This window comes from Alteromonas macleodii (assembly GCF_903772925.1).
Lineage (GTDB): Bacteria > Pseudomonadota > Gammaproteobacteria > Enterobacterales > Alteromonadaceae > Alteromonas > Alteromonas macleodii_A.
In genome coordinates this window covers 3,326,621-3,350,913 of record NZ_LR812090.1, presented here as the reverse complement: position 1 = coordinate 3,350,913, position 24,293 = coordinate 3,326,621, and the positions used below count along the sequence as shown (strand labels likewise).

The window sequence follows — 24,293 nt, the reverse complement described above, 5'->3', positions numbered from 1 at the left end:
ATGGGGCTAAGGCACTCGATATCTCTACTTGTTGTTTTTATTAGCACTACCGTTAGTGCAAGTATTAGCATTGATGAACTAGAAACTTGTATATCTATTCAAAGCGATAGTAAGCGACTTTCATGTTTCGATCGATATGCTAAGCAGCATCTTGCCGCGCAAGAAGATAAATTTGGTGCAACTAAATATAAAGACGTTGATACTCAGAAAACGTTTGTAATATCCGATGCTAAAAAGATAAATGGCATGTATATAATCACTTTGGGTAACAATCAACGTTGGAAACAGATGGGCGTATCCAGGACATTATCACTACAACAAAACGACGTCGTTGAAATATCATCTGGTGCTTTAACTTCTTACTTTTTGAAGAAACGCGGCTCGAGAATGTCAGTGAAATTCAAGCGTATAGAATAAGAGAGTTCAGCTAATAAGCGAAACCGCTTTCTTTTCCACAACAGACCTTAACAACATGCATAGGTACAATCGGCGCTTGTGCCCATTGGAGATAATGGATTATTATCTATCGAATGTCTAAATGGCTAGTTTTTCTTAGTGTTTGTTGAGACCACCCCAAAAAATTGGATATAAACGTTATAGTCTTCGCCTACAAGTACCCTGCATAGGGTTCCAAATTATCTATTTTATCTTCATAAACATAGATTTATCATCGCTTCTATTATGGGGAGCCAATTAATAAGCATTGATGTCTGCATCTAAATGCGATGCTATTACCTCAACTTCAAACTCATAGTCTTCTTCGCTTCCGGTGGAAGGTTTGTGATACCACGGGTACACCCATCAGCGCCACAGTTAAAACTTTTTGATATAGTTATCGAGCTTCTAAAAAAACAAAGAGGTTCATGTCATTATGTGAATCACATCTTCTTATTGCCAAAACGTTCACCGCTATTGCACTCAACCTTATTTCCAATTATGACACCGCCTTGATGATGCGTATGATGATAATCACAAGTGAATATCAAAATCCGGTACATATTGTTAAAGGGGGGCTAGGTTCACCCGTGCTTATCAGCACAATAAGGAAATAGGAAAAGCAGTAAAAGAAAAAAGTTAAACCCATTTAACTCGATAGACGTAACACACTTAGCCATAACGGTTTGCTTGGCACATTTTTGTGTTTAGCTGTACGCGAACCTTGAATAAGGTTAATCACCATTATGCAAACTGATCAAACAACAAATCTTACAGTAGGTAAAATTGTAACGCTTAAAAAATTGGTTATTGCTGCAGCATTGGTAACCTCATTTACTGGCTGTGCAGAATCTGGCTCAGCAATGCAAATTGATATGAAAGGCAGCAATGGCTCGACCGTTAAAGGTAGTGTTCAAGCTACCTTTGACAGCCCGTGGGCCATGACGTTTTTGCCAGATGGGCACAGCTTGGTAACTGAAAAAGCGGGAACTCTGTGGTTGCTCGATAAAAACCAGCAGAAGCGTTTTGCTGTTAGCAACGTGCCAAACGTTACTGCACGCGGGCAGGGCGGTTTAGGTGATGTCATTATTCATCCTGACTTTGCGTCGAACAACACTATTTATATTTCCTATATTGAACGGGATGAAAAAGACGATGCGTTTAGCGGTGCAGTAATTGAGCGAGCCACGCTTAGTGTTAGCGATAGTGGCGCGAAGCTATCTGGTAAAACGATAATTTGGCGTCAGTCACCCAAAGTGACGGGTAACGGTCATTATTCACATCGCATGGCGTTTTCCCCTGATGGCTATTTGTTTATTACCTCTGGTGAACGCCAGAAATTTACGCCAGCTCAAAACATGGCAATGAATTTGGGCAAGATTGTGCGCTTGAACGAAGATGGAAGTGTGCCAGAAGATAATCCGTTTTATGGCCAGGGCAGCGTAACCGAACAAATTTGGACATTAGGTCACCGCAACCCTTTAGGTATCGACTTTGATGAGGAAGGTAATTTATGGGTTCACGAAATGGGGCCGCGCCATGGTGATGAACTCAACCTTATCGAAAAAGCTCGCAATTACGGTTATCCCACTGTGTCGCAAGGCGACCATTATTCAGGCGTAAAAATACCTAATCACGAAGACATCCCTATTTTTAAGTCACCTGAATTAGCGTGGGTTCCTGCTATCAGCCCAGCCGGTTTTATCATTTACAAAGGCAATAAGTTTAGCGACTGGAAAGGTAACGGTTTCATCGGTGGTTTGTCTTCAAAAGCGCTGATTCGTGTTGCCTTCAATAAAAATGTTAAAGGTAAGTGGAAAGTTGAAGAAGCTGAGCGTTACGAGTGGGGTAAGCGAGTGCGTGAAGTCGAACAAGACAGCATGGGCAACATCTACATGCTTGAAGATAAGGAAGGCGGGCGTTTAATTAAATTAAGCCAGTAAAACGTAAGCGTATTATAATTTGGCTTGTCGATGTGATAGTTTTCGATTCATGCGCGTGTATGACGGACGGATACAAACTTTAGGAACTCTATGAATCAATCTCCTCAAAACTTTAACTTTGAACGTTGTGAAGACGAGCCGATACACATTCCCGAAAGTGTACAAAGTTACGGTTTTCTTATTGCGTTTAGCTACGACGACCTGAATATCTCAATTATCAGTGAAAACTGCGAAACGATATTTGCAGAGGGGATCGTTGGAAAAAACTTCTTGGATATTCTTTCCTCTGATACTAACGAGCGCGCTTTTCTTGAAGAAACCTTCGATAGAGTATCAAAAAGCAAAATACGCCTGCCTATTAAGTTGATTCTAAATAAAGCACTTTTAAAGGAAGGCGAAGCCAAAGATTATTTAGCGGTTGTTTACGACTCAGGTCATCACTATGTGGTAGAGCTAGAGCCTGCTACAGAGTTTAGAGACGCTTACAGCGCCGAGCAGTTTATTAAGCTTTATTCCATGTCTATCGCGCCACGCTTCAAAGAAATGACATCACTAGGTGAAATGGCGCAAGAGATGGTTTCGACCATTAAATACCTCACTAACATTGATAGAGTGGTGCTTTACAAATTCAATGATGATTACTCAGGTAAGGTTATAGCGGAAGCTAAAGCTGAAGACATGGAGTCTTATAAAGACTTGTACTTTCCTGCATCAGACATACCTAAGCAGGCCAGAGAGCTTTACAAAACGAACTGGGTTAGGCTGACGCCTGATACAGAACTGCCCCCAGCCAGGTTAGTACCTTCTGCCGAGGAGACGGGAAGAGATCGCTTAGACCTTACACGTTCTCTGCTACGCACCTTTTCGCCTATTCATCTTCAATACATTAGAAACCAAGGGTTACGCGCTTCGTTCTCTATATCTTTAGTGACGGATGGAGAGTTATACGGGCTGATTTCCTGCCATCATCGCGAACCCTGTTATATACCGCAAAATGTAAGGTTGCAGTGCGAAAATTTAAGCCAACTGTTTAGCTGGCATTTATTGGCAAAAGAAGAAGAAATCGCGAAACGCAAAAAGCACATTACTGATAAAGCAGTAGATGCCATGTTGGACAGAATCGGCCCGGCAAACCCCATTAGTCGTGTTGTGAAAAGCGGAGAACGTGCTTTTTTAGACGCGCTTAATAGTTCAGGGTTTGTTTACTATTCACAGTACGAAACCATTACGCTCGGTGCGACTTTACCGATAGAGCTTATAAAAGACATCTTTTCAAAAGCGAGTGAAGAAGGTGGTTTTCCTTACACTAACGATTCACTTTATGATGATTACCCTGAAGCGCGAGAATATGGGATAGCGGGTATTATGATCATCCCGCTGTTTGAAAAAAAGCAGTACTTTACCGCCTGGTTTAGAAAAGAAACCCATCGCGTTCAAAAGTGGATTGGCGCAGAAGATGAAAAATCAGAAGATGCGCCAAAAGCGGAACGCCTTAAACCTCGTTCAGCGTTTACTATCCATACTCGAACCATTAAAGGGCGTTCAATATCTTTCGATAAAACAGACGTTGATACTGCCAACCGGTTAAACAGGATGTTTTTGGTATACGCACTTGACGTGCAAGAGCGTATGCATATTAGTATCCAAGAGCTTGAAAAACAGGATAATTACAGAAACGAATTCCTTGCTACATTGGCGCATGAGCTGCGAAACCCGCTGGGGCCAATTATGTCAGGCGCGAGCATTTTAGAATCGGTTGATGATGACAAAACCCGCAAAAGAGTAACGGCTATTATTAATCGTCAAGCCGAATACATGTCTAAACTGATTAACGATTTAATGGATGTATCTCGTATAACCCGGGGCAAGGTCAAGCTTGAATTTGAGCGGTTAAGTATTCAAGACGTGCTTTCTGATTCTCTTGAAATTGTCGAACAGCAGGTAAAAGCGAAGAAGCACGATATATCCGTAAATTTTCTTGCCGAAGATGTAACCGTTTATGGAGATAAAGCGCGCTTAAGCCAGATATTCTCAAACATTATTCATAACGCGACCAAGTATACAAAAGAGTCTGGAAAGATTGTTGTAGATATCAGAAAAGAAGGCGTGATGATAGTCGTTTCTGTTAAAGACAACGGTATGGGCATTCCTGAAGACAGACTAAAAGACGTGTTTAACATGTTCACTCAAATTGAAGCTCATTCTACGCATACCAAAGGCGGGCTTGGTATCGGACTAACCTTGGTAAGTAAGCTGGTGGCTTTACACCACGGTGAAGTATCTGTAAAAAGTGACGGCGTTGACCAAGGAAGCACCTTTGAAGTAAGGCTACCTATTTCAAAAACCGCGTACGAGCAGTCAGATAGTAAAGAAGTTGATTCGGTTATTCAAAGCAAAAGTAAAGTGATGTTCGTGGATGACAACGCAGATCTTATCGATGCTTATTGCTTGCTAGCTGAGTCGATGGGAGTTACTGCTTTGGGCATTACCTCTCCTACAGAAGCGGTAGAGGAATTTAAAGCCTTTAAGCCAAACTGTGTATTCCTTGATATCGGCATGCCAGACATAGACGGCTATGAGCTAGTTAAAATGCTTAAAGTTTTACCTGAAGCTGATAACGTTAAGTTTTACTCTCAAAGCGGGTGGGGGTCAGACAAATACGTGGAAGACTCTAAAACTGCCGGGTTCGACGAGCATTTTGTGAAGCCTTTGTCTAAAGATACTATCAGGTCAGTACTAAGTTAGCCTTGCAGGGCACCGCAGGTGCGGTAACGAATGATGGATGGTAAGTAAAGAAAAGCGCTCGCAAGTGAATAAGAGTCGCGAAATGGGTTATAATAGCAGGCAAACGTAATTAGGAATAAATATGAAAGTCTGTGGTATAGATTTAAAAGGTAACGAAGCAATTATTAGTTTGGTGTCGCTAGCTGACGGTTTGTTTCATCTGCCCGACTGCCGTACGCGCCGCTTAACCCTAGCCGATACTAGCGCCAAGGGGCTAAAAAGCTTTCAAAGCACCTTCGCGAAGCTTGTCGAAGACTATAAAATTGATGCAGTGATCGTTCGCCAACGTCAAAGCAAAGGTAAATTTGCGGGAAGTGCAATTGGCTTTAAGTTAGAGGCAGCAATTGAGTTAATTGATGGGTTAGAAGTTATTGTATTTAGCCCTACGGATATTAAAGAGTCGCTTCGCAGAAACCCGCTAGCAGTTCCATTCTCTGAAACCGGTCTAAAACAGTTCCAAGAGACCGCGTTTACTACAGCATATGCATGGCTTATGAAAAATGAGTATGCGTCGCAAGAGTCCGTATAATTGTATGTAGTATTTTATAATCATTGATAATAAGCTTGCCTTAATCTTGTAAGCTTATTAACTGTTTAAATATTAAATCGGCTTAAGTAGTGGAAGTTTAAATCACTTTATTGTCTGTAGGCTTTCTTACCACCATCGAAATCAGCATTAAATTATTGCTCTTCTTTCTTGTAGTGTTTTAAGCCATAATTCGCGCCGTTCTCGGGGAAGCTGCAACTTCTTATTATCAAGCGCTTTATATTCATCGAAGTTGAAGAGTTTTGGGGCGATTTTCACAATAATGTCAGTACCCTTTTGAATGAAGTCGATGTACCCAGAGTCGAAAAGCCTGTGGATATCATTTCTTAATAATAATCCATTGGTTGTTGAAAATGTGTCGTCTCTATTTTCATAGATACAATATGCAAACCCGATTATATGAGCCGCATCTAAAAGGCATTCGATATTACATCCAGTCACAGCGCATTCTCCCGAAAATTCAGTTAGCAAATTAGCCTTGAATTTTTGTTGTTTTGCTCCTCTCGATGTTACCAACACCTGAGAAAAATTCTGGTCCGAATTTTGTTTTAAATCATAGAGGTGGACTATAGATGGGTCTTGTACTATTTTTACAGCGGTTTCTAAAAAGTCAGCTTGGTTATCGATAAGCTCTGATTTAACTTTTGACGTTGGAAAACGTTGTAACACGGTAGTAATGGTCTCATCTTTCGATGGGTAGCACCAAAATATCCTATCATTTACTTTTGCCGAACTTTTTCTAATCAAACCAAAAAGTGGTTTTTTATCCTTTTGGGCGGGGGTAATTGTCAACATATGTCGATTACCGCTATATATGACGCCCTTAAATCTCCAATCAAGGCCCATTAAAAAAAGTGTGTCGTATAAACTAGATAATAAATTTATTTCTTGCACAGATAACCTATTTTTAGCCCCTTTGGGCTCTAGTTTATCTTTACACACAGAAAAAAATTCTTGTTTACTCTGCATAACTCCTCCCTTGAAAATGTAGAGTCGCTTTGATTAATAATAAAAGCTCTATCTTTTAAGTACACCCTAATTGATACTATCACCACTGGGTATTACTCATTTCCTCTCACAATCTCTTTCAATTCGCTTAATGCATTATACAGAGACTGTAGTTCTCTATTGAAATCATCGACTGTTTCGTACTCGTTGCGCTTTATGGTTAGCTCTATCGTGCTTGCTAATTCTGCAAGTGGAAATGCGCCGATATATCGAAGCGCCGTCGTGAAGATATGCGCTATCTTTGCGATGGAAGGGTAGTCATGGCTATCAATAGCTTGTTTGAGCGCACTAAGCTCACCTTCTAAAGCCACAAAGTCGTTAAGCAAGTCGTTGTAAAGCGTTTCATCACCAAGCAAGGTTTCTAGGGCTTTTGATTTATCTATTAACGTAAGTGAACCATTCGATACAAGCTTGTGGTTATTTACTGCTGAGGTGGCCGAAGACTGCCTTTTATCCAATACCTCAACAAGTACATCAAAAAAGCGATTAGGGTCGACAGGTTTATTAATATGACCATCCATTCCAGCCGCTAGGCTTTTATCGATGTCTTGCTGCATCGCATGAGCGGTTGTGGCGATGATAGGTAGAGTTAACTTCAGCTCTTCTCTAATGTGTTTGGCAGCCGTTAAACCATCCATTACTGGCATTTGGATATCCATCAATACTACGTCGAATGCGCTGTCTTTACGCAGTATGCTTATTGCTTCTAAACCATTATTGGCAATTTCAATCGAGGCTTTGGTTTCAGCTAAAAGGCCAATAGTTACTTTTTGGTTTAGTGCGTTGTCTTCAGCAAAAAGAATACGTGTACCTTTTAAATTAGGCACTGTTGGTTTGTCTTTAGGTAAGGCTTTAGTTTTTACGTTAAGACATAGCTCTTGCAGCTCATCTACCAGCTCACTTGTGCTGAATGGTTTCTTTATAAAGTTACGTATGCCAAGTTGGTTCGCTTGTTCTCTCATACGTGGCGACTCAAACGCATAAAGCATGATCACTTTTGGCTGCTTAATAGAAAACTCTTGGCTCATTATCGCCGCTACTTCCAGGCCATCTATATCTGGCATATTCCAATCTAAAATGAGTACATCGTAGGGGGATGAGGCGGCTAATGCTGCGCGCATCTTTACAATTGCGTCTTTTCCGCCAGAAGCGATATCAGCTTGAATATTGGCCATTGAAAGGGCTTCAGAAATTGCGTCTCGCGATGCTTCAATATCGTCGGCTATAAGCACTTTTAACGCAGAAAGCTGCTTAGACGGCGAAATAATTTGTTGAGAGGTGTCCTGCTGAACTTTTACGGTAAAGTGGAAAATAGAGCCTTTTCCTAGCTGGCTTTCTACCCAGATTTCGCCGCTCATTAAAGCCGTGAGCTGTTTACAAATTGCTAGGCCTAAACCTGTGCCACCGTAGCGTCTTGAAATGGATTCGTCACCTTGATTAAACGGTTGGAAAAGCTGGGCTTGATGGGCGCTACTTAAGCCAACGCCTGAATCTTTCACTTCAAACTCAAGTTGAATACCGTCTGTGGTTTGTGTGCACCTAACGCTAACGGAAATAAGTCCATCTTCGGTGAATTTAAGCGCGTTACTTAATAGGTTGTTTAGCACCTGCTGTATGCGCAACGGGTCGCCAATTAGGTTTAGCGGTACGTCTCGTGAAATATGCTGAATAAGCTCTATGTGCTTTTCTTGCGCGCGGGTTAGATGCAACCTAATAGTTTGGTTTACTAGGGCATCTAAATTGAATTGCGTCGATTCTATATCTAGCTTGCCAGCCTCAATTTTAGAGAAATCGAGAATGTCATTAATTATACTAAGCAGCGTTTGTGATGCGCCCTCTATTTGTATTAAGTTTGTTTGCTGGTCTTTGTCTTCTGCGGCGCGTTGAGAAAGCTTGGTAAGGCCAATAATCGCGTTTAGCGGTGTGCGAATTTCATGGCTCATACGGGCTAGAAAATCTGACTTAGCTTTAGTCGCTTTACGTAAGTCCTGCGTCAGAGTATTAAGGGCTTTTCGCTGTAGTCGGGTTCTAAGCCACAGCCCGACTACTAAACCTAATGAAAGGATTACAAAGCCAATAAAATAAAGTTGCTGAGTGTTCTTTTTCTGTTGGATCAGGTTTCGCTGTTCTTTTAGCTGATTATCTTTTTCCAGAAGCTTTATTGTTTCTTCTTTTTCAGACACGGCTAATCGCACGCGGTGTAGCGCCATTAGCCTTGACTGTTGCTCATTAAAGCTTTTCTTGAATGCTTGTTGATGTTGCTTTGAATAGCTAAGTGCGGCTTCTAAGTTTCCGTTTTTTTCGTGAAGCTCGATAAGTTGGTTTAAAAGGTCAGTAACCAATACTTTGTCATTTTTAATGACGTCTTTTTCAAGCCCTGCTTCAAGTTCGCTGATAGCAAGCTCTATATCACCCTGTTGCTTATAGATGTCTACAAGGTGAAGAAGGTGAGAGCCTTCGTTATAGCGAAACCCAACCTGACGGTCGGCTTCTGACGCTTGATTCAGTTTCTTTAACGCTTCGCTCAAATTCCCTTGTGCAATGTGAAGCTCTACCATGGCGCTGTGTACAATGCCAATGAAAGGGTAGTTAGCTTCGCGAAGCAAATTTTCGGCTAATAGTAGGCTTACTTTCGCATTTTGATATTCGCCTAGCGCACGCTGTGCATATCCTTGGAAAAAGTACGCGGTTCCTTCTCCCTCTTTATTATTAAAACGTTGTGCTGCGGCCAAATACTGATGCGCAAATGTCAGCATCAGTTCATAATTTTTTAGCGACATGTAAACGTTGCCCATGGCGCTATACACCAAAAGAACGCGGTCGCTTCCTACTTCATTGTAAAAATCTAGCGCTTGGTGCATGGCTTCTAGTGCATTGGCATGCTCGCCTGAAAAATCTAGAATTAAGCCCTCTAGCCGATAAGACTCCGCAAGAGCCCGAAGATTTTCTGATGAATTTGCGTACTTTCGGGCTTCAAGTAATGCTTCGTAGGCCGACGTATAATCTTGTTTTAAAACATAAAAGTATGATTTTATATTTAAAAAGCGGGCATGTTCAAAAGCATCAGGCTGAGCTGCAAAAAAAGCATGTAATTCTGTAAACGTATTTTGAACATTCGGGTCGTTCTCTTGAATTCGCGCTTTAAGCTCAGAAAGCTGGTGTACGGCAGAGGATGCCTTGTCTTGCGGCGCAGCGGGAGCGCGCGCAGGTAGTGTCATCAAGGTAATGACACTAACAATATACAAGGCATAACGCTTCATAATTCGTTTATAGGTCGTTAGTAGCTAACAACACGAATCGTCTTACTGGTATCGTCAAAGCGCTTAGATAGCTCGTCCCAATTTTGATCTGCAATAATTTTTACTTCATCGGCAGACAAGCCGTATTTCTTTGCTGTTGCAACAGGGTCGCTCTTGTAGGCGTCCATTAGCTTGCTGTTAGTGTCTAGTTCAACCATGAAATCTTGAATAGATTTTGCCATTTTTATTATCCTTTTTAATTTACAGTTGGGTTTCTATAGTTAGTCACTTGTTTTTCTGTTAGGCCTAGCTTTGCTAATCGGTCCTGTCTATACGCTGGCATTCCTTTTGAAGGAACAACGAGAGTAGAGATTAAAGTGGGTGTTGCGAATTCGAGTTCACGAAGCAGTACTCTCTCTATTTTAGGTTCGCAAAGTGGCAGGGTCGCCGCTTCATAAATGATAAGTTCGTGATCCTCTGGATAATGCTCCGCCAATATATCTGCCAACATGGCTAGTCCTGATTGGCTATGACTTGCATCTAATACGCTTAATGTGGCTTCTCCGGCTAAACCAATTTGCCAGATTATTTGAGTCATATGTGGGTCGATGCGGTAATCGCGAAACAGAAATTGGGTGGCTTCGTAAGACTGGCAGCCAAAGCGTGAGGGGTCTATGCCTAAATCGGCAATTAAGCAGTCTTCTGCCGATACACCCGGCAACATTTTTGCCTCTAAGTTCATATCCTGAACACGGCGGACAGCTTCATGAGAGGGAGTAACAAAAACACCGGGATGACCATAAAAAGCAACGCAAACTTTATTGCCTTCTATTACAGACTCTACAATTCTATCGGCCATTTGAGAATAGGTGAGGGCGCGGGATTTTCCTTCTTCATAAAGGTCGTCTAGCGATACACTATTTGGGTTAAGCGTAGTTACCACGTACTCGCCAACTTTGTTCATGATACCCATGAAGACGATGTCGGCATTTTCAATATGACTTCTAGCGGCAAGGGTCATTTGGCCTGCAACGCTAATGCCTGTGCCGACCACAACAAGTGATCCCTTTTTATTGGTGTCCATACTTCCTATACCGTCTACGACACTGTTGTTTTTCCCACTATAAAATAGAATTAAGGTTTTTGCTATATTCACAAGTTAGCCCAAGACCAATAAATTATATTAAGTAAACGTTTGATTGCGTTTAGGCTATTATCGAAAAATATCGCTAATAAGAATGTATAAAAAGGATTAAAGCGTGTTCTCAATTCATGTAGAGCGAACCATAAATAAACCTATTGAAGAGGTTTTTTCCGTATTAAGTGACCATGCTAACTATGCGCAGTTCAAAGCTATTGAGCAGTCTAATTTACTGGTTAAAGGTAAACATGAGACAAATGGGCTGGGTGCCGTACGTGAGATTATTTCTGGGGGCTCGAACCTTCACGAAGAGATAGTGGCTTACGAGCCGCCTCATAAATTAGGCTACAAAGTGGTGAAGTCGAAGCCTTTGCCATACGATCATCAGTTAGGTGAAATAACACTGAAAGAAGAAGGTGGAAAAACGCATGTTACTTGGCGCTCGAAAGGGCACATTACTATTTTTCTTTTAGGAAGTTTTTACTTTGATAAACAGATTCAAAATGTTGGAAGCCGTGCTTTCGGCAGTATCTTAAAGCAAATTGATAATATGGCGTGATTCGCCGTTATAAAGCGTAATCAGTCATTAGCGTTAAAGTTTCGCTAATCCGGTAGTAAAGATGGCTTATTAACCGGCGTATAGTAAGCGGCATAAAGTAAGCGGCATAAAGTAAGCAGCATATAGTTAGCGGGATTTGCCCGTTTTTAGTAACTGGCACAGGTTTATTTTAAGGCTGGCCCGTTATTGGCCTTTAACAGCCAGCCCTGCCAGTCACTGGCATAAAGCTGCGTTCACTTTTTCTAGAACGTCTGCGTATCGGCAGTGTTCAAAACTGCCAAAGCCTTTCACTTGTCTTATTTTTAAGCGGCTAAATAAAGGCATTGTCATGCCAGTTAGAAAGCGACAATAAATAGAAGGGGTAATAGTGCCTTCAAACTTACCGCTTAAATGCGTTTTCAGCGCTGTCATAGCTTCAGATACTTGTTCACTATCTGGTGTTGAAATTGGTGATGAATAGCTAAGCTTTGCCACATCGCCTTTACATACACTGCAATGTCCACACGTCTTCGGCGCTTGAGTATCATCAAAATATGCTGACAAGTTGTGGCTCAAGCAGGTGTCTTGTTCGAAAAAGCTTACAAGTGCGGCGATGCGCTCGACCTCTTTACGCTCGTTCTCCGCAAAATAGTGGGCTAGTTGGGTTGCTAAATCGCCGGCTTGGAGTAGTTCGTTGTTAACACGGTACACATCTGTGATTAAGCGCGATGCGAGTTCTATATGATTGTGCTCGTGCAAGTATTCTAAGGCCGCCACAACTCTAGAACGCTCTGCACCGTAGTGCTGATAAATACTGTCAAAATCGACGACACCCCAGACTTTCTTCATATTTGAATGCGTAAATACAGCATCTAAAAAACGCGCTCGCTCTTCTGAAAATAGGCTTAATATAGTGGCTTTATCTGTAATGAAGCGGAATTTGTATTCTGCAAAATAGGCATACAAAGGGCGAATAACGTTAGCCAGTTCAAGTTGTACTAACAGCGTTTTAAGGGGAAGCTGACGGATATTACTCGCACTCGACAAACTATTTATTTGTGTTTCCCATTGGTAAACGCTAGCTTCGTTGCTAATTGAAGGGCTAATTGGGTTAGCAGCATCTTTCTTTTCTCTATCTTGCGCTACTCTTTTTTCCGTTGCAGGGGCTTTCGACTTAATGTCGTTAAGCACGCGTTCAATAGCGCTTTTATCTGGCGTGTCGCCGTAAACAAAGTTTTCTATGGTGACAAGCCCATCTAGGTTCGCGAGTACGGTACAGTTTGCTGCTTTTCCATCCCGTCCGCCCCTGCCAATTTCTTGGCTGTAGTTTTCGATAGATTTGGGCAGGTCGTAATGAATCACAAAACGAATATCCGATTTATCTATGCCCATACCAAAGGCAATAGTAGCTACAACAACTTGAATCTTGTTGCTCATGAAGTCTTGTTGGATACCTTGCCGTATTTCACTGTCGAGGCCAGCGTGATAGGCCTTCGCAGCAAACCCTTGCTGCTGCAAAAAGCGCGCTACGTCCTCTGCGCTATTTTGTAATGTAACGTAAACAATGCCAGCACCTTGTTGTTTTTGAATCTCTGCAACCAGCGCTTGGTTTTTGTGGGCTTCGAGAACAGGCCGGACATATAAATTTAAGTTAGGTCTATAAAACCCCGTTTGGATAATATTGCTGGGCGCGATATCAAAGCGGGCCGACATATCTTCTTTTACTTTTTTAGTGGCCGTTGCTGTAAGTAGCAATACCAGTGGGATGTTAAGCTCTTTTTGGTAGGCGGGGAGCTTAAGGTAATCTGGGCGAAAGTTATGGCCCCACTCAGAAATACAGTGCGCTTCATCAACTACAAGCATACTGACCTGAACGGATTCAATAAACTGCCTAAAGCGCTCGTTCTTAAAACGCTCCACTGACACCATTAAAATTTTACACTGCCCTGAACGCACGTCGTTCATCACATGTTTGTTTTGCTCAGGTGTTAGCGTGGAATCGATGCTAGCTGCTGCAATGCCTTTGCTATGCAAAAATTCCAGCTGATCTTTCATTAGCGCCAGTAATGGAGAAACCACCAGAGTTAAATGTGGCAGCTGCGTAGCGACGAACTGGTAACACAAAGATTTACCCGAACCCGTCGGAAAAATCGCTAGCGTTGAATGCCCACTAAGTAAAGAATCCACCGCCTCTTTTTGCCCCTCGCGAAACGTCGGAAAGCCAAAAAGCTGTTGTAAAACATTGGGGTCAGAAGACATTCTTTTTATCCAAGTAGTTGATGATTTAGGTCTAACTATTTCTATCTAGTCGTATGTTGGGACAAGATAAAGAAAAAATCTAAAACTTGTTATATGGTGTTGTGGTAATAAACGCAACGATACCCGAGTCCAGTTTCAGCCTCAGTCAATCTTTGTAGCCCCAGGGCGTACTGGGAACGGGGACCGTGTTATCTAGTTCGAAATCAACCTGGACTTCGCGCGCTGGGCGAATCAATCGGTAGCTAAAGCGGGTGGGATAAATCATCATTTGCCACACGTTATCGGTGGATGCAGCTATCCCAGATTCTATAAATAATGCTTTTGAGTAGGCGTCTGCGGGAAATGATTGAACTTGCACGTACCCTTCATCTACAGTATGCCCGCCATACATGGTTGAAGAATGGAAACTGCCGTCTTTATTTCTGTGGTCGTGTTTTAACATAAGACCAGCGCCAGTCTTTGTTAATATCCAGGTGCGGGACGCGTCTTCACCCACATGAAAAGGTATCTGAATTTCTGAGTCTGTACACTTTCGTATGTGCATAACAAGTTCTGCATCACCGAAGGTATTACCTACATTATCTTTACTCACTTTTCCTTGAAACGCTTTTCCGCAGTGCGCTTTTATTGAGTTAAAAAACGCGTCCTGGGTAGGAATTGAGACCAAAGGTGCAGCTTTACCAAACGCCACATTGCTTATGCCGATGAGTCCTAGAAAGAGGCATATATAGTGTCTTTTCATTTTTTATTCGCTATTACAAGTCGATATTCGCTTTGCAGTGTAACTCATCTAGGTAATCGGGTGTATAAACCATCGAAACGCATATGTATTCGAAATATAAATACTGCTGATAGTGGTGGCGTGTTAGCTTAACAGTACATAGAGCGTTTAATTTTTAGGGCACGAGAGTCAATATGAATAAATCTAAACAACTATTTACGCTAATTACATCAGAAGGTGAGCTTCAGGTATCGCTAAAAGAGGTAGATGTTCCCGAGCCGAAGCCGCACGAAGTTATTGTGCGCATGGAAGCCTCTCCAATAAACCCGTCAGATATGTGGCCTATGTTCGGTCCAGCAAGCCTTGATAAAGCCACTTTCGATGCTGATAAGAACGCATTGGTTGCGCCGGTACACAAGCCTTTGCTAAGCCGTATTAAGTCACGTCTTGACCAAACTTTACCTATTGGGAACGAAGGCGCAGGTACAGTAGTTGCCGCGGGTGATAGCCCAGAAGCGCAGGCATTAATGGGCAAAACAGTATCTATTCTTACCGGCGCAGCTTATACAGAGTATGCGTGTGTACCCGTACAGGCATGTTTACCTCACATGGATAGCACTACGCCGCAACAAGCTGCGTCTTCATTTGTTAACCCGCTTACTGCACTTGGTATGGTTGAAACCATGCGTATGGAAGGGCACAAAGCCTTGGTTCACACTGCAGCGGCGTCTAACCTTGGGCAAATGCTAAATAAAATTTGTTTAGAGGAAGGCGTAGAGCTAGTCAATATCGTTCGTAGCCAAGAGCAGGTAGACCTACTTAAAGGTATTGGCGCGAAAATTGTGCTTGATTCCAGCAGTGAGAATTTCAAAGCTGAACTTTACCAGGCTATCGACAGAACTGGCGCTACACTTGCGTTCGACGCCATTGGCGGCGGTGAGCTAGTTAGCGATATCCTTACCATGATGGAAGCGTCGGGTAGTAAAGATGCAAAAGGCTTCAACACTTATGGCTCTGACAGCAATAAGCAAGTGTATATCTACGGCGGTTTAGATTTCTCTCCGACAATCTTAAACCGCGCTTACGGTATGACGTGGAGTATTGGTGGTTGGTTATTAATGCGCTTCTTAGGCAAGCTTGATAAGAAACGCGTAGGCGAGCTATATCAAAAAGTAGCTACGGAAATTAACACTACTTTTGCTTCATCGTACAGCAAAGAGTTAAGCCTTGAAGAAGCCCTACAACCAGAGAATGTGGCTTTGTACAATGCGAAAAAGACAGGTACGAAATATCTGATTGTGCCTAATAAAGGCGACTAGTGCCTAAGCTTTAAAGCGCCATGCTTTAATTTAATAGATTAAAGTAGAAGGGCTCGTTGATCTTTGATGTATAAACCACGGTTTAAAGGTACATTAAAGGTCACCGGGCCCTTTTTGTATTCAGTACTTACTGTATGAAAGGATAATAAAAGCCTGCCTAATGTGATGTAAAAACTAGTAAAAGGTATTAAAAAAGCAACATGCCTGAAGGTCCTGAAATTCGTCGTGCTGCAGACAAAGTCGAAGCAGTAATTAAAGATACACCCTTAGAAAAAGTAGAGTTTGGGTTAGCGCAGCTTAAACCCTATGCTAAGCAGCTGGAAGGCGAAAAAGTCTTGCGTATGGAAACCCGTGGTAAGGCGCTAATCACCCATTTTAGCAATGGGCTTTCTATGTATTCACACAATCAGCTTTATGGTGTGTGGCATACCTGCAAACGCAATGAAATGCCTGATACTAAACGTCAGTTAAGAGTAGGGCTTCATACCGAAACACATAGTGCTATTTTGTATAGCGCGTCCGACATTAGTATTTGGCCAACACAAACTATTCATGAACATCCTTTTTTGCAGCGGGTTGGGCCTGATGTACTCAACGATTCGGTAACAGAAGAGCTGGTGTTGGAACGACTACGTTCAAAAGCATTCTATAACCGGGCACTTAGCGGTTTATACCTAGAACAGCGCTTTATGGCAGGACTGGGGAATTACCTTCGCAGCGAAATCCTATTTGCAGCAGGCGTTCACCCATCCCTCAAACCCTCTCAATTAGATGATGAGCAGCTGCGCAGCTTATCGCATCACACCTTAGCCATATGCAAACGCAGCTATGAAACTGGTGGTTATACCGTGTACACAGAACTACGCGAAGTGCTTGAAGCAAAAGGCGTCAACTTCGAAGGCACGCGGTTTATGGTGTTCGACAGGGAAGAGCAGCCATGTAGAGTCTGCGCCACTCCAATAAAGCGACAGACGTATAATGGGCGACGTCTCTATTGGTGTAGCCAGTGTCAGGCAAAGTGATCTCGAACGGTCACTTTTTTCCTACAGATAAGGTGCTATCGACTGAAGCTACATTGCGTATTGAGCGGTATCGCACTTTGATTGAGTTTTACGTAAACCCAATTAACGAGGCTAGGTAGCCTTCAGCGATGTACTCGACGCTTTACAAACATAAATACCAGCATCACGCTTAGGCCAAATATGGCGATACAGAGCGAACCGATAGTGGCATCTCTGAAGCTAAAAAATTGTGCCACGGTGCCCGCGCCAATGGTGCCTAGCATCATACCTACTCGGGTGGCATTCGAATAAAACGCTGAAGTGAAACCGGTTAAATCAGGCGCTTGTTGTTGCAGTAAGGTCAACCCAATGCCAGCATATAAACCGTAGAATAGGGCATTCAATATTTGAAGTGTTAACAGCTCCCAACTCGATTGAGAGAAATATACGCCGACGTAAAAGCAACAACCAAAAATAAATGCCACCGCCATAATCCCAGCAGGAGGAATGCGTCGCGCTAACTTTGCCGCTAGCAGCATAGTAGGTATTTCAAGCGCGGCTACCACGCCCATCATTAGCCCTGGCAAATTTTCCGCTAGCCCTAGCTCATTCATAACGTACAAAGGCATTGAAGATAAATACATAACGTTACCTGCCATTCCGGCAAGTATGGCCAAACCAACCAGCCAGAAGGGCAACGATAGCGAGCCTTTAAGCGAAGTGTTAAGTGACTGTTGAGTGGCTTTTTGAGGTGGTACTACGTTAACGACAAATAGCGTGGCAACAATTACGCAAACGATAGCAACTGAAAAAGAGGCTGCGAAGCCAAAGTTGGCTACCAGGGTAAATGCCAGTGGTGGGCCTACCACCCAAGCAAGAGAGATGGCCGCTCGCACCTTCGAATTAAATGCGGCTAAATCGATGTCTTGGTTTTTTGCCCATAGCCCCGACACAGTCAACATTTGAGATACAGCCCCGGCACCTACCGACATAAACAAAACGCCTGCTAAAAACACGTGCCAAAATTGTTCGCTGAATATAAACGCGACCATGGCAATGCCAACGCAAACCATGGTTAGTCCGTAAAGGCGATTCGCGTTAAAACCTTTGTCAGCCAAGTGACCTAAATATTGACTTATCACCAAGCCTGATAACGTCACGGAAACCATATAAATACTGATATATATAGGCTCAACATTTATCTCGTCAATCAGAAAATAGCTCATCAGTGGCGTAACAAAAGACGAGGTTAACCCTGTTAATAGACTTAACAGTAGAAAAGGAAGTTGCGGTGAAAATGCGTGACGCGATGACATGAGGGTACAAGCTCCGAGGGCTGTTAAATATGGTTGACCGAAATTCGTAAAGAAAAGGTCGCAGCCCTTAATAACGAGAACGCATTATAAGTGCTGCATTTCTCATGTCTATGTCGTTAATAGTATTCGGCCCACATGGTTTGTTATCACGTGCTTTCTAATGGATAAGATGAAAAAGGGGGGAACGGCACAGCAAAGCTTTACAAATATATTGTTCGCTAAAGCTGTGCTGCTTAAACACTTTTATTAGTGTGTGCGCACAAGCCAAATGTGTGCGCTTGTTCTATAGAAAACTCGCAATCTCGCTAAGCGACTTCTTACTCTTGGCGTGAGCCGGAATGGTGGCATTATCTGCTGGGTAGCCCGCAATAATGAGCATGTAAGCGCGCTCGTTGTCTGGTCGTTGGCACACGTCGGTTAGAAAGTTCATAGGTTTTGGCGTATGGGTCAAGGTTGCTAAACCTGCGTTGTGAAGTGAGGTAATAAGCATGCCCACGGCGATACCCACTGATTCGTGCACATAGTAGTTTTGGCTTTTTTCACCAGTTTCTGTTTCACCAAATTTTTGACTGAATACGGCTATAAGCCAAGGCGCTGTTTCCAGATAAGGTTTACTTGCATCAGTGCCTAACGGCTTGAGGTCATCTAGCCACTGTTGCCCAGCACGCCCATTATAAAAACCGCGCTCATGGGCTTCAGCCTGTTCGCGTATTTGTTGTTTTACTTCGGGCGACTGTATTGCGGCAAAATGCCAAGGCTGATGATTCGCTCCACTAGGTGCAGTGCCAGCGGTCAAAATACAGTTTTCAATTACTGTTTTTTCAACGGGGCGGTCGCTAAAGTGTCGAATGCTGTGGCGACGCTGCATGGTTTTCAAAAATTCTTTGCTGCGAGCTAGCATTTGCTCTTCAGGGTATTCAATAAAATCATTGAGTGGTGAATGGTCGTGAGGCTGCATTTACTGTCTCTTATTTGTTTTCTATTACTTTATCGCTTCTGAAGCGTTATTAAAAACAAAACGGGCAAAACGAATGTTGTAGTACAGAGCAAAATAACAGGTCACGTGATTACGTATGCACAATAAAAAAGCGATTCACTCAGGCAAAAGTGAATCGCTTTGGTGCAATAGGTTGGGTACTGCAAATGTCTATTAGTGACGTTTGAACGGCGGGCGCGTGCCTCGTTTTTGTGTGTCAGCTTGTTCTTCGAGTATTTCAAGTTGAGCTACGTCGTAAACTGGCATCATTTTCGTCACTCTACGATATGGTGGCTTACCACGCATAATGACGTCTTTCACTTCTACATACTCAATGGCGTCTTGCCCTACCGATTCTAATTGTGCAACATCGTTTACCGACAAGCTTACGATTTTGCGTTTGAACGGTGGCTTGCCAGAGTAATCGACAACTTGCACATCTACAGTTTCATCGCTTGATGCAGACATTGCCTGTGCTGCATTTGCAGAAACGCCAAGTGAAACCGCGGTAATTAATGAACCCAATACATAGCGTAATTTCATGTTGTGTCCTCTTATTGAATTGCTACTTTAGTATATTGTATGACCAAAAAAGTTCTAAACAATGGCGATTGGTGATAGTCATTTACTATCACCTGGCGGCTTACAAGAAGTTTTAACAATCAAGAAGACCGCGAACGAGTTTAGTGACGACGGGCCATGATAGAAATTAGATGGTTAACCATAGTGCAGGGAAAATGAGTGGCTGCACCGTTCTGGTGCTATGGAACTGCGTAGTTTTAAAGACTGCAGGCTAAATCAATCACTTAGCTTTTGGTCTTTATCTTGCTGTCACCTAATACCTATTTAGAATCGGCACAAGGTACACTTGCGATGAAGTTAAAATTCAAGGTGCCGTCACTGGCGCTATCAACTTTATTGTTCGCTTTTGCATCGACAGTGTCGGCGATAGAACAAAGTATTCCACTTTCACAAAGCAAAGGCGGCACGCTTTATTTAGAGGCAACCTTGGAATCGAATGTAAATGCCTCATTTTTATTGGATACGGGTTCAAGTCTGCTGACCCTAAATCAAGCCACCTTCGATGCTTTGACACGCAACCAAAAGCTGCTTGCCACTCGAACCTCGGCAGCAAGAATGGCGAACGGAAAGATCGTCAAGATATCACAGTATCAGTTAAATTCTGTTCGAATTGGTAACACTTGTGAAGTCGGGCCGGTGGAGGTCGCTGTGCTTCCGAAAGGAAATAACATTTTAGGCATCAACACGTTACTAAGGGTTGCCCCCTTAACAATAACGTCCGATTCTGTGATTTTAGCGGGTTGCGATTAGCCTTAGCTACAAACAGCATCTTTATTTTTAGCTAAATTAAATGCCAACAAAAAAGCGAACCCGAAGGCTCGCTCTCTATTTTTTATAGTGCGATTAACTTAATCGTCACATTCGCTAACGTCGCCGCCCATTTGCTCTTTCATTTTCACGCAAGCTTCATGTGCTTTCTTCGCTGCTGCATCTTTATACTCACCTGCTTTTTCAGCAGTTGCGTCATACGCGTCAGAGGCCATATCTTTGCCGTCTTCGTATGCGTCTGAAGCCATCTCTTTGCCATCTTCATAGGCATCAGAAGCCATTTTTTTACCGTCTTCGTAGGCATCAGATGTCGCGCCTTTGGTTTCATCCCAAGAATCTGCCGCACCTTCTTTAGCCTCTTCATAGGCTTCAGAAGTAGTCTCGCCTGCTTTTTCCATCTCTTTGCTTACTTCGCTTTTTGTTTCTTCGCTAGACTCTGTACAGCCCATTAAAGACAGTAGTAGTGCTAACGCCATTGCTTTAGTTTTCATTATGAAGCTCCTTTTACTGGGATAGTGGCTATTTTTATAACCGGTCAACATGGTGTTCGAACATGCAGCATAAGGCTAAGGGTTACTAGCCATTTAATATTAATGTTTGGCAAGCTGGATATTCAACCAACTCAGTCTAGCCTACTTATCTAGTAAAGTGTAAGTAGACTTTATGTGGAAAAATGAAAGGTTTATAACAAAAAAAGTGCAATCTATAGAAAATAAGTGCGTCGCAAGATGCTGTTTTGTGATGTACAACGCGGGTTATTCTTCTGGACCTTGCGTAGTAAACACAAGATGTCGACGCATGTCTTTCAAAACTACACCTTTTTTAAGTAGCGCTGCGCTTAATCGTCGCTGCCATTTTTTTAATTCAGGCTCGGCCCGTGACAGTGTCTCTTCATTTTCGAACTGAAATCTTAGCAGTAAAGAACCTGGGAATTGATGATATTGAACGTCGAACCAACACTGTTGCATACCTTCAAGTTCTTCAATTCCTTGTGCTTCTAAGCTATCGGCTATACTGAAAACCAGTGCTTGTTGTTTAAGCTGAACTGCAGAGAGCTTTTTCATTACAGGTGTTTCTCGATAGCTACTTCAACGCTTTCGGTGACATCGGCACCTTCAATGGTTAACCAAACTTGCCCGTCTTGAATGGTAACCTGTATTTGCATAGAGCGATGAACTGCTTTCGCCAACGTAGCAGCTAGCGGCTCTGGCAAAGTAAAAATTGATAGGTTCTTCCTTGTCTGTAACTTGTTTTGCTCTTTCTTCCACCAGGCATCAAAGCTATTGTCAGCGTATGAATAAATCATCATCTGTTGACTTTGATTACAGCCCTTTTTGATACGCTGTTCTGACGGTTGACCTAACTCAATCCACAATTCGACTTCATCGCTAAAGCTCTTCTGCCACAAATCAGGCACTTCATCGTCAGACAGCCCTTTGGTGAACTGTAAGCGCTCATGCGCATTAACAATAAAGGCGATAATACGCAGCATCATTCGCTCGTCATTTTCAGATGGATGCCGGGCAATAGTAAGGTTGTGATCGTTGTAGTAGTTACGATCCATATCCGTTATTGATATGTCAGCTTTAAAAATGGTCGCTTTAAGAGCCATGGTGATCCTGCTTTGTTTTTATTAAGGCTTTCGAAAAACCTCGAGTGCCATGCGAACAAACGCTACAGCAAATTTTGACGCTATATTACCAGTAAAATGCGTTGCCTGCTGTAGCTATGAGGCCTATATCACAGGTAAGTACATGTTTATTTTCATGGGTAATGAAATTTTAAACAAACCTTCTCGGTCATGTTCCTGGGCATCGCGCGAAGCGCGAATAACTAAAACAGTAAACAAGCCACAATAAGAATATAAATTTGGAGAAGGATTAATGAAAAGACTCGTCGCTATGGCAGCTATGGTATTCGCCTGTATTGCGGGTACATCAAATGTACATGCTTTAGAGCGCGGAACCATTGCTGAAGATGCTAATTCGGTGACGCCATTACTCAATGGCCAAGTTGCGCCTAAAACAACGCTTAAAATGGCTGACGGATCACCGGTAAGCTTACAAGCGCTGACTATGCAAAAGCCCAGTATTGTACTTTTTTATCGTGGCGGGTGGTGCCCATACTGCAACGAACAGCTTGCCCAGCTAAAAGATATAGAAAAAGACTTAGTGGACATGGGGTATCAGATATTGGCAATTTCGCCTGAATCACCAGCGCGTTTACAAGAGCAAAAACTTGAAACTAAGTTTTTGGTTACACTGCTATCTGACGATAAGTTAGATACGATCCGCGAATTCGGCGTTGGGTTCTACGTGGATACCATGACTGAATTAAAGTACAAAACCTACGGTATTGATTTAACCAAAGATGAAAGCGGAAAAAGCGTGTTGCCAGCGCCTGCTATTTTTATGCTAGATAAAAAAGGGAAGGTTTTATTTAGTTATGTGAACCCAGATTACAAAGTTCGCCCCTCGGCAGAACTGGTATTATCGGTAGCGAAAGCCTTTAAAAAAGAGATGTAATGACACGTGCAAGCCTTATCAAGGCGCAGTCCTTGAGCCTTGATAAGCTATCGCCACCACCACTTAAAAAGCCGCCAGCACTTAAACGGAAAGTAGCGTTGCGATTTGCGAAGCTAGTTTTTTAGGTTCAATGTAGGTATCGCCCTTACAGTCTTTTACTACGTTCAATAGTGCTTTAAGCAGTGGTTTATTTTCTACATTGCGCTGACAGACCGCGTGAATAGTATTGAGCGCTAGTGTACCTCCCAACGTTTTCATATCGTCAATATTCAAATTTTGCAAAACGCGATTTGCCGTATAGCGGCGCCATGACATGTGATAGCTGTCGAAATCGCACGTTAGGTCAACACTGAGCGCAGCTTTAAGTGCCCAACTTAAATACCGATAGTGCAATAGGTGTTCAGTAAGCAAAAAGATCTCAAGTGCGTGATCAACAAATAAAGAAGGTTTAGCGTGTCTACTTAGTTCAACAATTGGGAACACACCTTCATCAGCAAACATCGATGTCACAAATTCAAAGGTGTAATAGCCATTACCATGAATGGCAAGCAGGAACGACTCTATCTCATTTAGAAGAGCTGCGTCCGAATGGTTACCGATGTTTTGCAACGTTAAGTTATCCAAAAATAGCGCAACTATTGGGTAGCGAGCATTAAGCTCTACCCATTCGCTGTCCGTTGAATAACGGTTCGCTTTTTGGCTTTCTAGGTAACAGTCGTAGCAGGCCAAATCGATAGAAGCGTGGGGCGAACTTGTCGAATAAACATACCCGGCCCACGCCATCATTGGCGATGAATTTAGGCCGAGCGCTTTTATATCTTCAATTGACGTACCTGGCGAACAAACTATTTCGACAAACCCATGGGCGGCCATCACATCTAGTCCCATAAATTCGGGGTCTTCTTGCATGTGTTCGAATGAATACGCACCATTACGCCAGCCTGCTAAATAGCAGCCTTCTATACACTTTCCGCACATATCTGTGCTCCTGTTATTTACGTTGTAAGGGGAGATGACTGGTTAGTCTTAGGTTGAAACAGCTTATGTACAAAGCCACATCAGAAATTGAGAGAATGTAGCTTTGAAAAACTGCGAAAAGCATCGACAAATATTGCGTCGATACGATGAATGAAACTTAAAACAAATTTCGTTTCAAAAAAAGCACAGTTTTGTCCCGCTATAAAAAAGTTA

23 protein-coding genes are annotated in these 24,293 nt (G+C 42.7%); 10 read left to right on the top strand and 13 right to left on the bottom strand.

Annotated elements, in window-relative coordinates:
• From PCAR9_RS14450 to PCAR9_RS14430, 5 genes are all read left to right on the top strand, one after another.
• Nucleotides 1–417, top strand: coding sequence for a hypothetical protein (locus PCAR9_RS14450; RefSeq protein ID WP_179984209.1), 417 nt, complete (start codon nt 1–3; stop codon nt 415–417).
• Between the two features lie 446 nt (nt 418–863).
• The gene (locus tag PCAR9_RS14445; RefSeq protein ID WP_179984208.1) at nt 864–1,052 is read left to right on the top strand and encodes a hypothetical protein; all 189 of its coding nucleotides are present in this window, start codon (nt 864–866) and stop codon (nt 1,050–1,052) included.
• Nucleotides 1,053–1,181: 129 nt separating this feature from the next.
• Nucleotides 1,182–2,378, top strand: a complete 1,197-nt coding sequence (locus PCAR9_RS14440; protein WP_232091216.1) for a PQQ-dependent sugar dehydrogenase — start codon at nt 1,182–1,184, stop codon at nt 2,376–2,378.
• Between the two features lie 90 nt (nt 2,379–2,468).
• Nucleotides 2,469–5,123 (top strand): ATP-binding protein, encoded by a 2,655-nt coding sequence (locus PCAR9_RS14435; protein ID WP_179984207.1) that lies wholly within the window; start codon nt 2,469–2,471, stop codon nt 5,121–5,123.
• Nucleotides 5,124–5,244: 121 nt separating this feature from the next.
• Nucleotides 5,245–5,691 (top strand): DUF3010 family protein, encoded by a 447-nt coding sequence (locus tag PCAR9_RS14430; RefSeq protein WP_179984206.1) that lies wholly within the window; start codon nt 5,245–5,247, stop codon nt 5,689–5,691.
• A gap of 147 nt (nt 5,692–5,838) precedes the next feature.
• On the opposite strand, the gene PCAR9_RS14425 is transcribed toward PCAR9_RS14430, so the two are convergent.
• From PCAR9_RS14425 to PCAR9_RS14410, 4 genes are all read right to left on the bottom strand, one after another.
• Entirely contained in the window at nt 5,839–6,678 is an 840-nt protein-coding gene (locus tag PCAR9_RS14425) for an HNH endonuclease (protein WP_179984205.1), read from the bottom strand.
• A 92-nt stretch (nt 6,679–6,770) separates the two neighbouring features.
• Entirely contained in the window at nt 6,771–9,935 is a 3,165-nt protein-coding gene (locus tag PCAR9_RS14420; RefSeq protein WP_232091215.1) for a tetratricopeptide repeat-containing hybrid sensor histidine kinase/response regulator, read from the bottom strand.
• Nucleotides 9,936–9,994: 59 nt separating this feature from the next.
• Nucleotides 9,995–10,198 (bottom strand): hypothetical protein, encoded by a 204-nt coding sequence (locus tag PCAR9_RS14415; RefSeq protein ID WP_179984203.1) that lies wholly within the window; start codon nt 10,196–10,198, stop codon nt 9,995–9,997.
• A 14-nt stretch (nt 10,199–10,212) separates the two neighbouring features.
• Nucleotides 10,213–11,040 (bottom strand): SAM-dependent methyltransferase, encoded by an 828-nt coding sequence (locus PCAR9_RS14410; protein WP_179985243.1) that lies wholly within the window; start codon nt 11,038–11,040, stop codon nt 10,213–10,215.
• 175 nt (nt 11,041–11,215) lie between these two features.
• Between PCAR9_RS14410 and PCAR9_RS14405 the strand changes: the two genes are divergently transcribed.
• Nucleotides 11,216–11,656, top strand: coding sequence for an SRPBCC family protein (locus PCAR9_RS14405; protein WP_179984202.1), 441 nt, complete (start codon nt 11,216–11,218; stop codon nt 11,654–11,656).
• 213 nt (nt 11,657–11,869) lie between these two features.
• On the opposite strand, the gene PCAR9_RS14400 is transcribed toward PCAR9_RS14405, so the two are convergent.
• On the bottom strand, nt 11,870–13,894 hold the full coding sequence (locus PCAR9_RS14400) for a RecQ family ATP-dependent DNA helicase (protein ID WP_179984201.1): 2,025 nt from the start codon (nt 13,892–13,894) through the stop codon (nt 11,870–11,872).
• Between the two features lie 145 nt (nt 13,895–14,039).
• A complete protein-coding gene (locus PCAR9_RS14395; protein WP_179984200.1) occupies nt 14,040–14,636 on the bottom strand; it encodes a hypothetical protein in 597 nt (198 codons plus the stop codon).
• Nucleotides 14,637–14,809: 173 nt separating this feature from the next.
• On the opposite strand from PCAR9_RS14395, the gene PCAR9_RS14390 reads away from it, so the two are divergent.
• Nucleotides 14,810–15,934: a zinc-binding dehydrogenase gene (locus tag PCAR9_RS14390; RefSeq protein ID WP_179984199.1), complete on the top strand. Its 1,125-nt coding sequence runs from the start codon at nt 14,810–14,812 to the stop codon at nt 15,932–15,934.
• A gap of 200 nt (nt 15,935–16,134) precedes the next feature.
• Complete coding sequence (gene nei / locus PCAR9_RS14385; RefSeq protein WP_179984198.1) at nt 16,135–16,956, top strand: endonuclease VIII; 822 nt, start codon at nt 16,135–16,137, stop codon at nt 16,954–16,956.
• 122 nt (nt 16,957–17,078) lie between these two features.
• Here the strand turns inward: nei and PCAR9_RS14380 are convergent, their stop codons facing one another.
• The 3 genes from PCAR9_RS14380 to PCAR9_RS14370 form a co-directional block, all read right to left on the bottom strand.
• Complete coding sequence (locus PCAR9_RS14380) at nt 17,079–18,251, bottom strand: sugar efflux transporter (protein ID WP_179984197.1); 1,173 nt, start codon at nt 18,249–18,251, stop codon at nt 17,079–17,081.
• Between the two features lie 283 nt (nt 18,252–18,534).
• The gene (locus PCAR9_RS14375) at nt 18,535–19,209 is read right to left on the bottom strand and encodes a nitroreductase family protein (RefSeq protein WP_179984196.1); all 675 of its coding nucleotides are present in this window, start codon (nt 19,207–19,209) and stop codon (nt 18,535–18,537) included.
• Between the two features lie 192 nt (nt 19,210–19,401).
• On the bottom strand, nt 19,402–19,770 hold the full coding sequence (locus tag PCAR9_RS14370) for a hypothetical protein (RefSeq protein ID WP_179984195.1): 369 nt from the start codon (nt 19,768–19,770) through the stop codon (nt 19,402–19,404).
• Nucleotides 19,771–20,100: 330 nt separating this feature from the next.
• Between PCAR9_RS14370 and PCAR9_RS14365 the strand changes: the two genes are divergently transcribed.
• Nucleotides 20,101–20,559, top strand: a complete 459-nt coding sequence (locus PCAR9_RS14365) for a retropepsin-like aspartic protease family protein (RefSeq protein WP_179984194.1) — start codon at nt 20,101–20,103, stop codon at nt 20,557–20,559.
• Between the two features lie 98 nt (nt 20,560–20,657).
• Here PCAR9_RS14365 and PCAR9_RS14360 read toward each other — a convergent pair whose 3' ends face one another.
• The 3 genes from PCAR9_RS14360 to PCAR9_RS14350 form a co-directional block, all read right to left on the bottom strand.
• Nucleotides 20,658–21,068, bottom strand: coding sequence for a hypothetical protein (locus tag PCAR9_RS14360; protein WP_179984193.1), 411 nt, complete (start codon nt 21,066–21,068; stop codon nt 20,658–20,660).
• Between the two features lie 264 nt (nt 21,069–21,332).
• Entirely contained in the window at nt 21,333–21,641 is a 309-nt protein-coding gene (locus tag PCAR9_RS14355) for a hypothetical protein (RefSeq protein ID WP_179984192.1), read from the bottom strand.
• On the bottom strand, nt 21,641–22,189 hold the full coding sequence (locus PCAR9_RS14350; RefSeq protein ID WP_179984191.1) for a YaeQ family protein: 549 nt from the start codon (nt 22,187–22,189) through the stop codon (nt 21,641–21,643). Before PCAR9_RS14350 ends, PCAR9_RS14355 begins: the two co-directional genes overlap by 1 nt.
• Before the next feature lie 271 nt (nt 22,190–22,460).
• Here PCAR9_RS14350 and PCAR9_RS14345 point away from each other — a divergent pair, with 271 nt between their 5' ends.
• Nucleotides 22,461–23,102, top strand: coding sequence for a peroxiredoxin-like family protein (locus PCAR9_RS14345; RefSeq protein ID WP_179984190.1), 642 nt, complete (start codon nt 22,461–22,463; stop codon nt 23,100–23,102).
• 81 nt (nt 23,103–23,183) lie between these two features.
• Here PCAR9_RS14345 and PCAR9_RS14340 read toward each other — a convergent pair whose 3' ends face one another.
• The gene (locus PCAR9_RS14340) at nt 23,184–24,080 is read right to left on the bottom strand and encodes a hypothetical protein (RefSeq protein ID WP_179984189.1); all 897 of its coding nucleotides are present in this window, start codon (nt 24,078–24,080) and stop codon (nt 23,184–23,186) included.
• Between the last annotated feature and the right edge of the window lie 213 nt (nt 24,081–24,293).

What these genes read in the sequence shown, in the direction of transcription:
- PCAR9_RS14450 (WP_179984209.1), top strand. Translation starts at nt 1, where the DNA reads ATGGGGCTAAGGCACTCGATATCTCTACTTGTTGTTTTTATTAGCACT.
- PCAR9_RS14350 (WP_179984191.1), bottom strand. Translation starts at nt 22,189, where the DNA reads ATGGCTCTTAAAGCGACCATTTTTAAAGCTGACATATCAATAACGGAT.
- PCAR9_RS14425 (WP_179984205.1), bottom strand. Translation starts at nt 6,678, where the DNA reads ATGCAGAGTAAACAAGAATTTTTTTCTGTGTGTAAAGATAAACTAGAG.
- PCAR9_RS14345 (WP_179984190.1), top strand. Translation starts at nt 22,461, where the DNA reads ATGAAAAGACTCGTCGCTATGGCAGCTATGGTATTCGCCTGTATTGCG.
- PCAR9_RS14440 (WP_232091216.1), top strand. Translation starts at nt 1,182, where the DNA reads ATGCAAACTGATCAAACAACAAATCTTACAGTAGGTAAAATTGTAACG.
- PCAR9_RS14340 (WP_179984189.1), bottom strand. Translation starts at nt 24,080, where the DNA reads ATGTGCGGAAAGTGTATAGAAGGCTGCTATTTAGCAGGCTGGCGTAAT.
- PCAR9_RS14365 (WP_179984194.1), top strand. Translation starts at nt 20,101, where the DNA reads ATGAAGTTAAAATTCAAGGTGCCGTCACTGGCGCTATCAACTTTATTG.
- PCAR9_RS14395 (WP_179984200.1), bottom strand. Translation starts at nt 14,636, where the DNA reads ATGAAAAGACACTATATATGCCTCTTTCTAGGACTCATCGGCATAAGC.
- PCAR9_RS14420 (WP_232091215.1), bottom strand. Translation starts at nt 9,935, where the DNA reads ATGACACTACCTGCGCGCGCTCCCGCTGCGCCGCAAGACAAGGCATCC.
- PCAR9_RS14355 (WP_179984192.1), bottom strand. Translation starts at nt 21,641, where the DNA reads ATGAAAAAGCTCTCTGCAGTTCAGCTTAAACAACAAGCACTGGTTTTC.
- nei (WP_179984198.1), top strand. Translation starts at nt 16,135, where the DNA reads ATGCCTGAAGGTCCTGAAATTCGTCGTGCTGCAGACAAAGTCGAAGCA.
- PCAR9_RS14400 (WP_179984201.1), bottom strand. Translation starts at nt 13,894, where the DNA reads ATGTCTTCTGACCCCAATGTTTTACAACAGCTTTTTGGCTTTCCGACG.
- PCAR9_RS14430 (WP_179984206.1), top strand. Translation starts at nt 5,245, where the DNA reads ATGAAAGTCTGTGGTATAGATTTAAAAGGTAACGAAGCAATTATTAGT.
- PCAR9_RS14360 (WP_179984193.1), bottom strand. Translation starts at nt 21,068, where the DNA reads ATGAAAACTAAAGCAATGGCGTTAGCACTACTACTGTCTTTAATGGGC.
- PCAR9_RS14415 (WP_179984203.1), bottom strand. Translation starts at nt 10,198, where the DNA reads ATGGCAAAATCTATTCAAGATTTCATGGTTGAACTAGACACTAACAGC.
- PCAR9_RS14410 (WP_179985243.1), bottom strand. Translation starts at nt 11,040, where the DNA reads ATGGACACCAATAAAAAGGGATCACTTGTTGTGGTCGGCACAGGCATT.
- PCAR9_RS14435 (WP_179984207.1), top strand. Translation starts at nt 2,469, where the DNA reads ATGAATCAATCTCCTCAAAACTTTAACTTTGAACGTTGTGAAGACGAG.
- PCAR9_RS14380 (WP_179984197.1), bottom strand. Translation starts at nt 18,251, where the DNA reads ATGTCATCGCGTCACGCATTTTCACCGCAACTTCCTTTTCTACTGTTA.
- PCAR9_RS14370 (WP_179984195.1), bottom strand. Translation starts at nt 19,770, where the DNA reads ATGAAATTACGCTATGTATTGGGTTCATTAATTACCGCGGTTTCACTT.
- PCAR9_RS14445 (WP_179984208.1), top strand. Translation starts at nt 864, where the DNA reads ATGTCATTATGTGAATCACATCTTCTTATTGCCAAAACGTTCACCGCT.
- PCAR9_RS14375 (WP_179984196.1), bottom strand. Translation starts at nt 19,209, where the DNA reads ATGCAGCCTCACGACCATTCACCACTCAATGATTTTATTGAATACCCT.
- PCAR9_RS14390 (WP_179984199.1), top strand. Translation starts at nt 14,810, where the DNA reads ATGAATAAATCTAAACAACTATTTACGCTAATTACATCAGAAGGTGAG.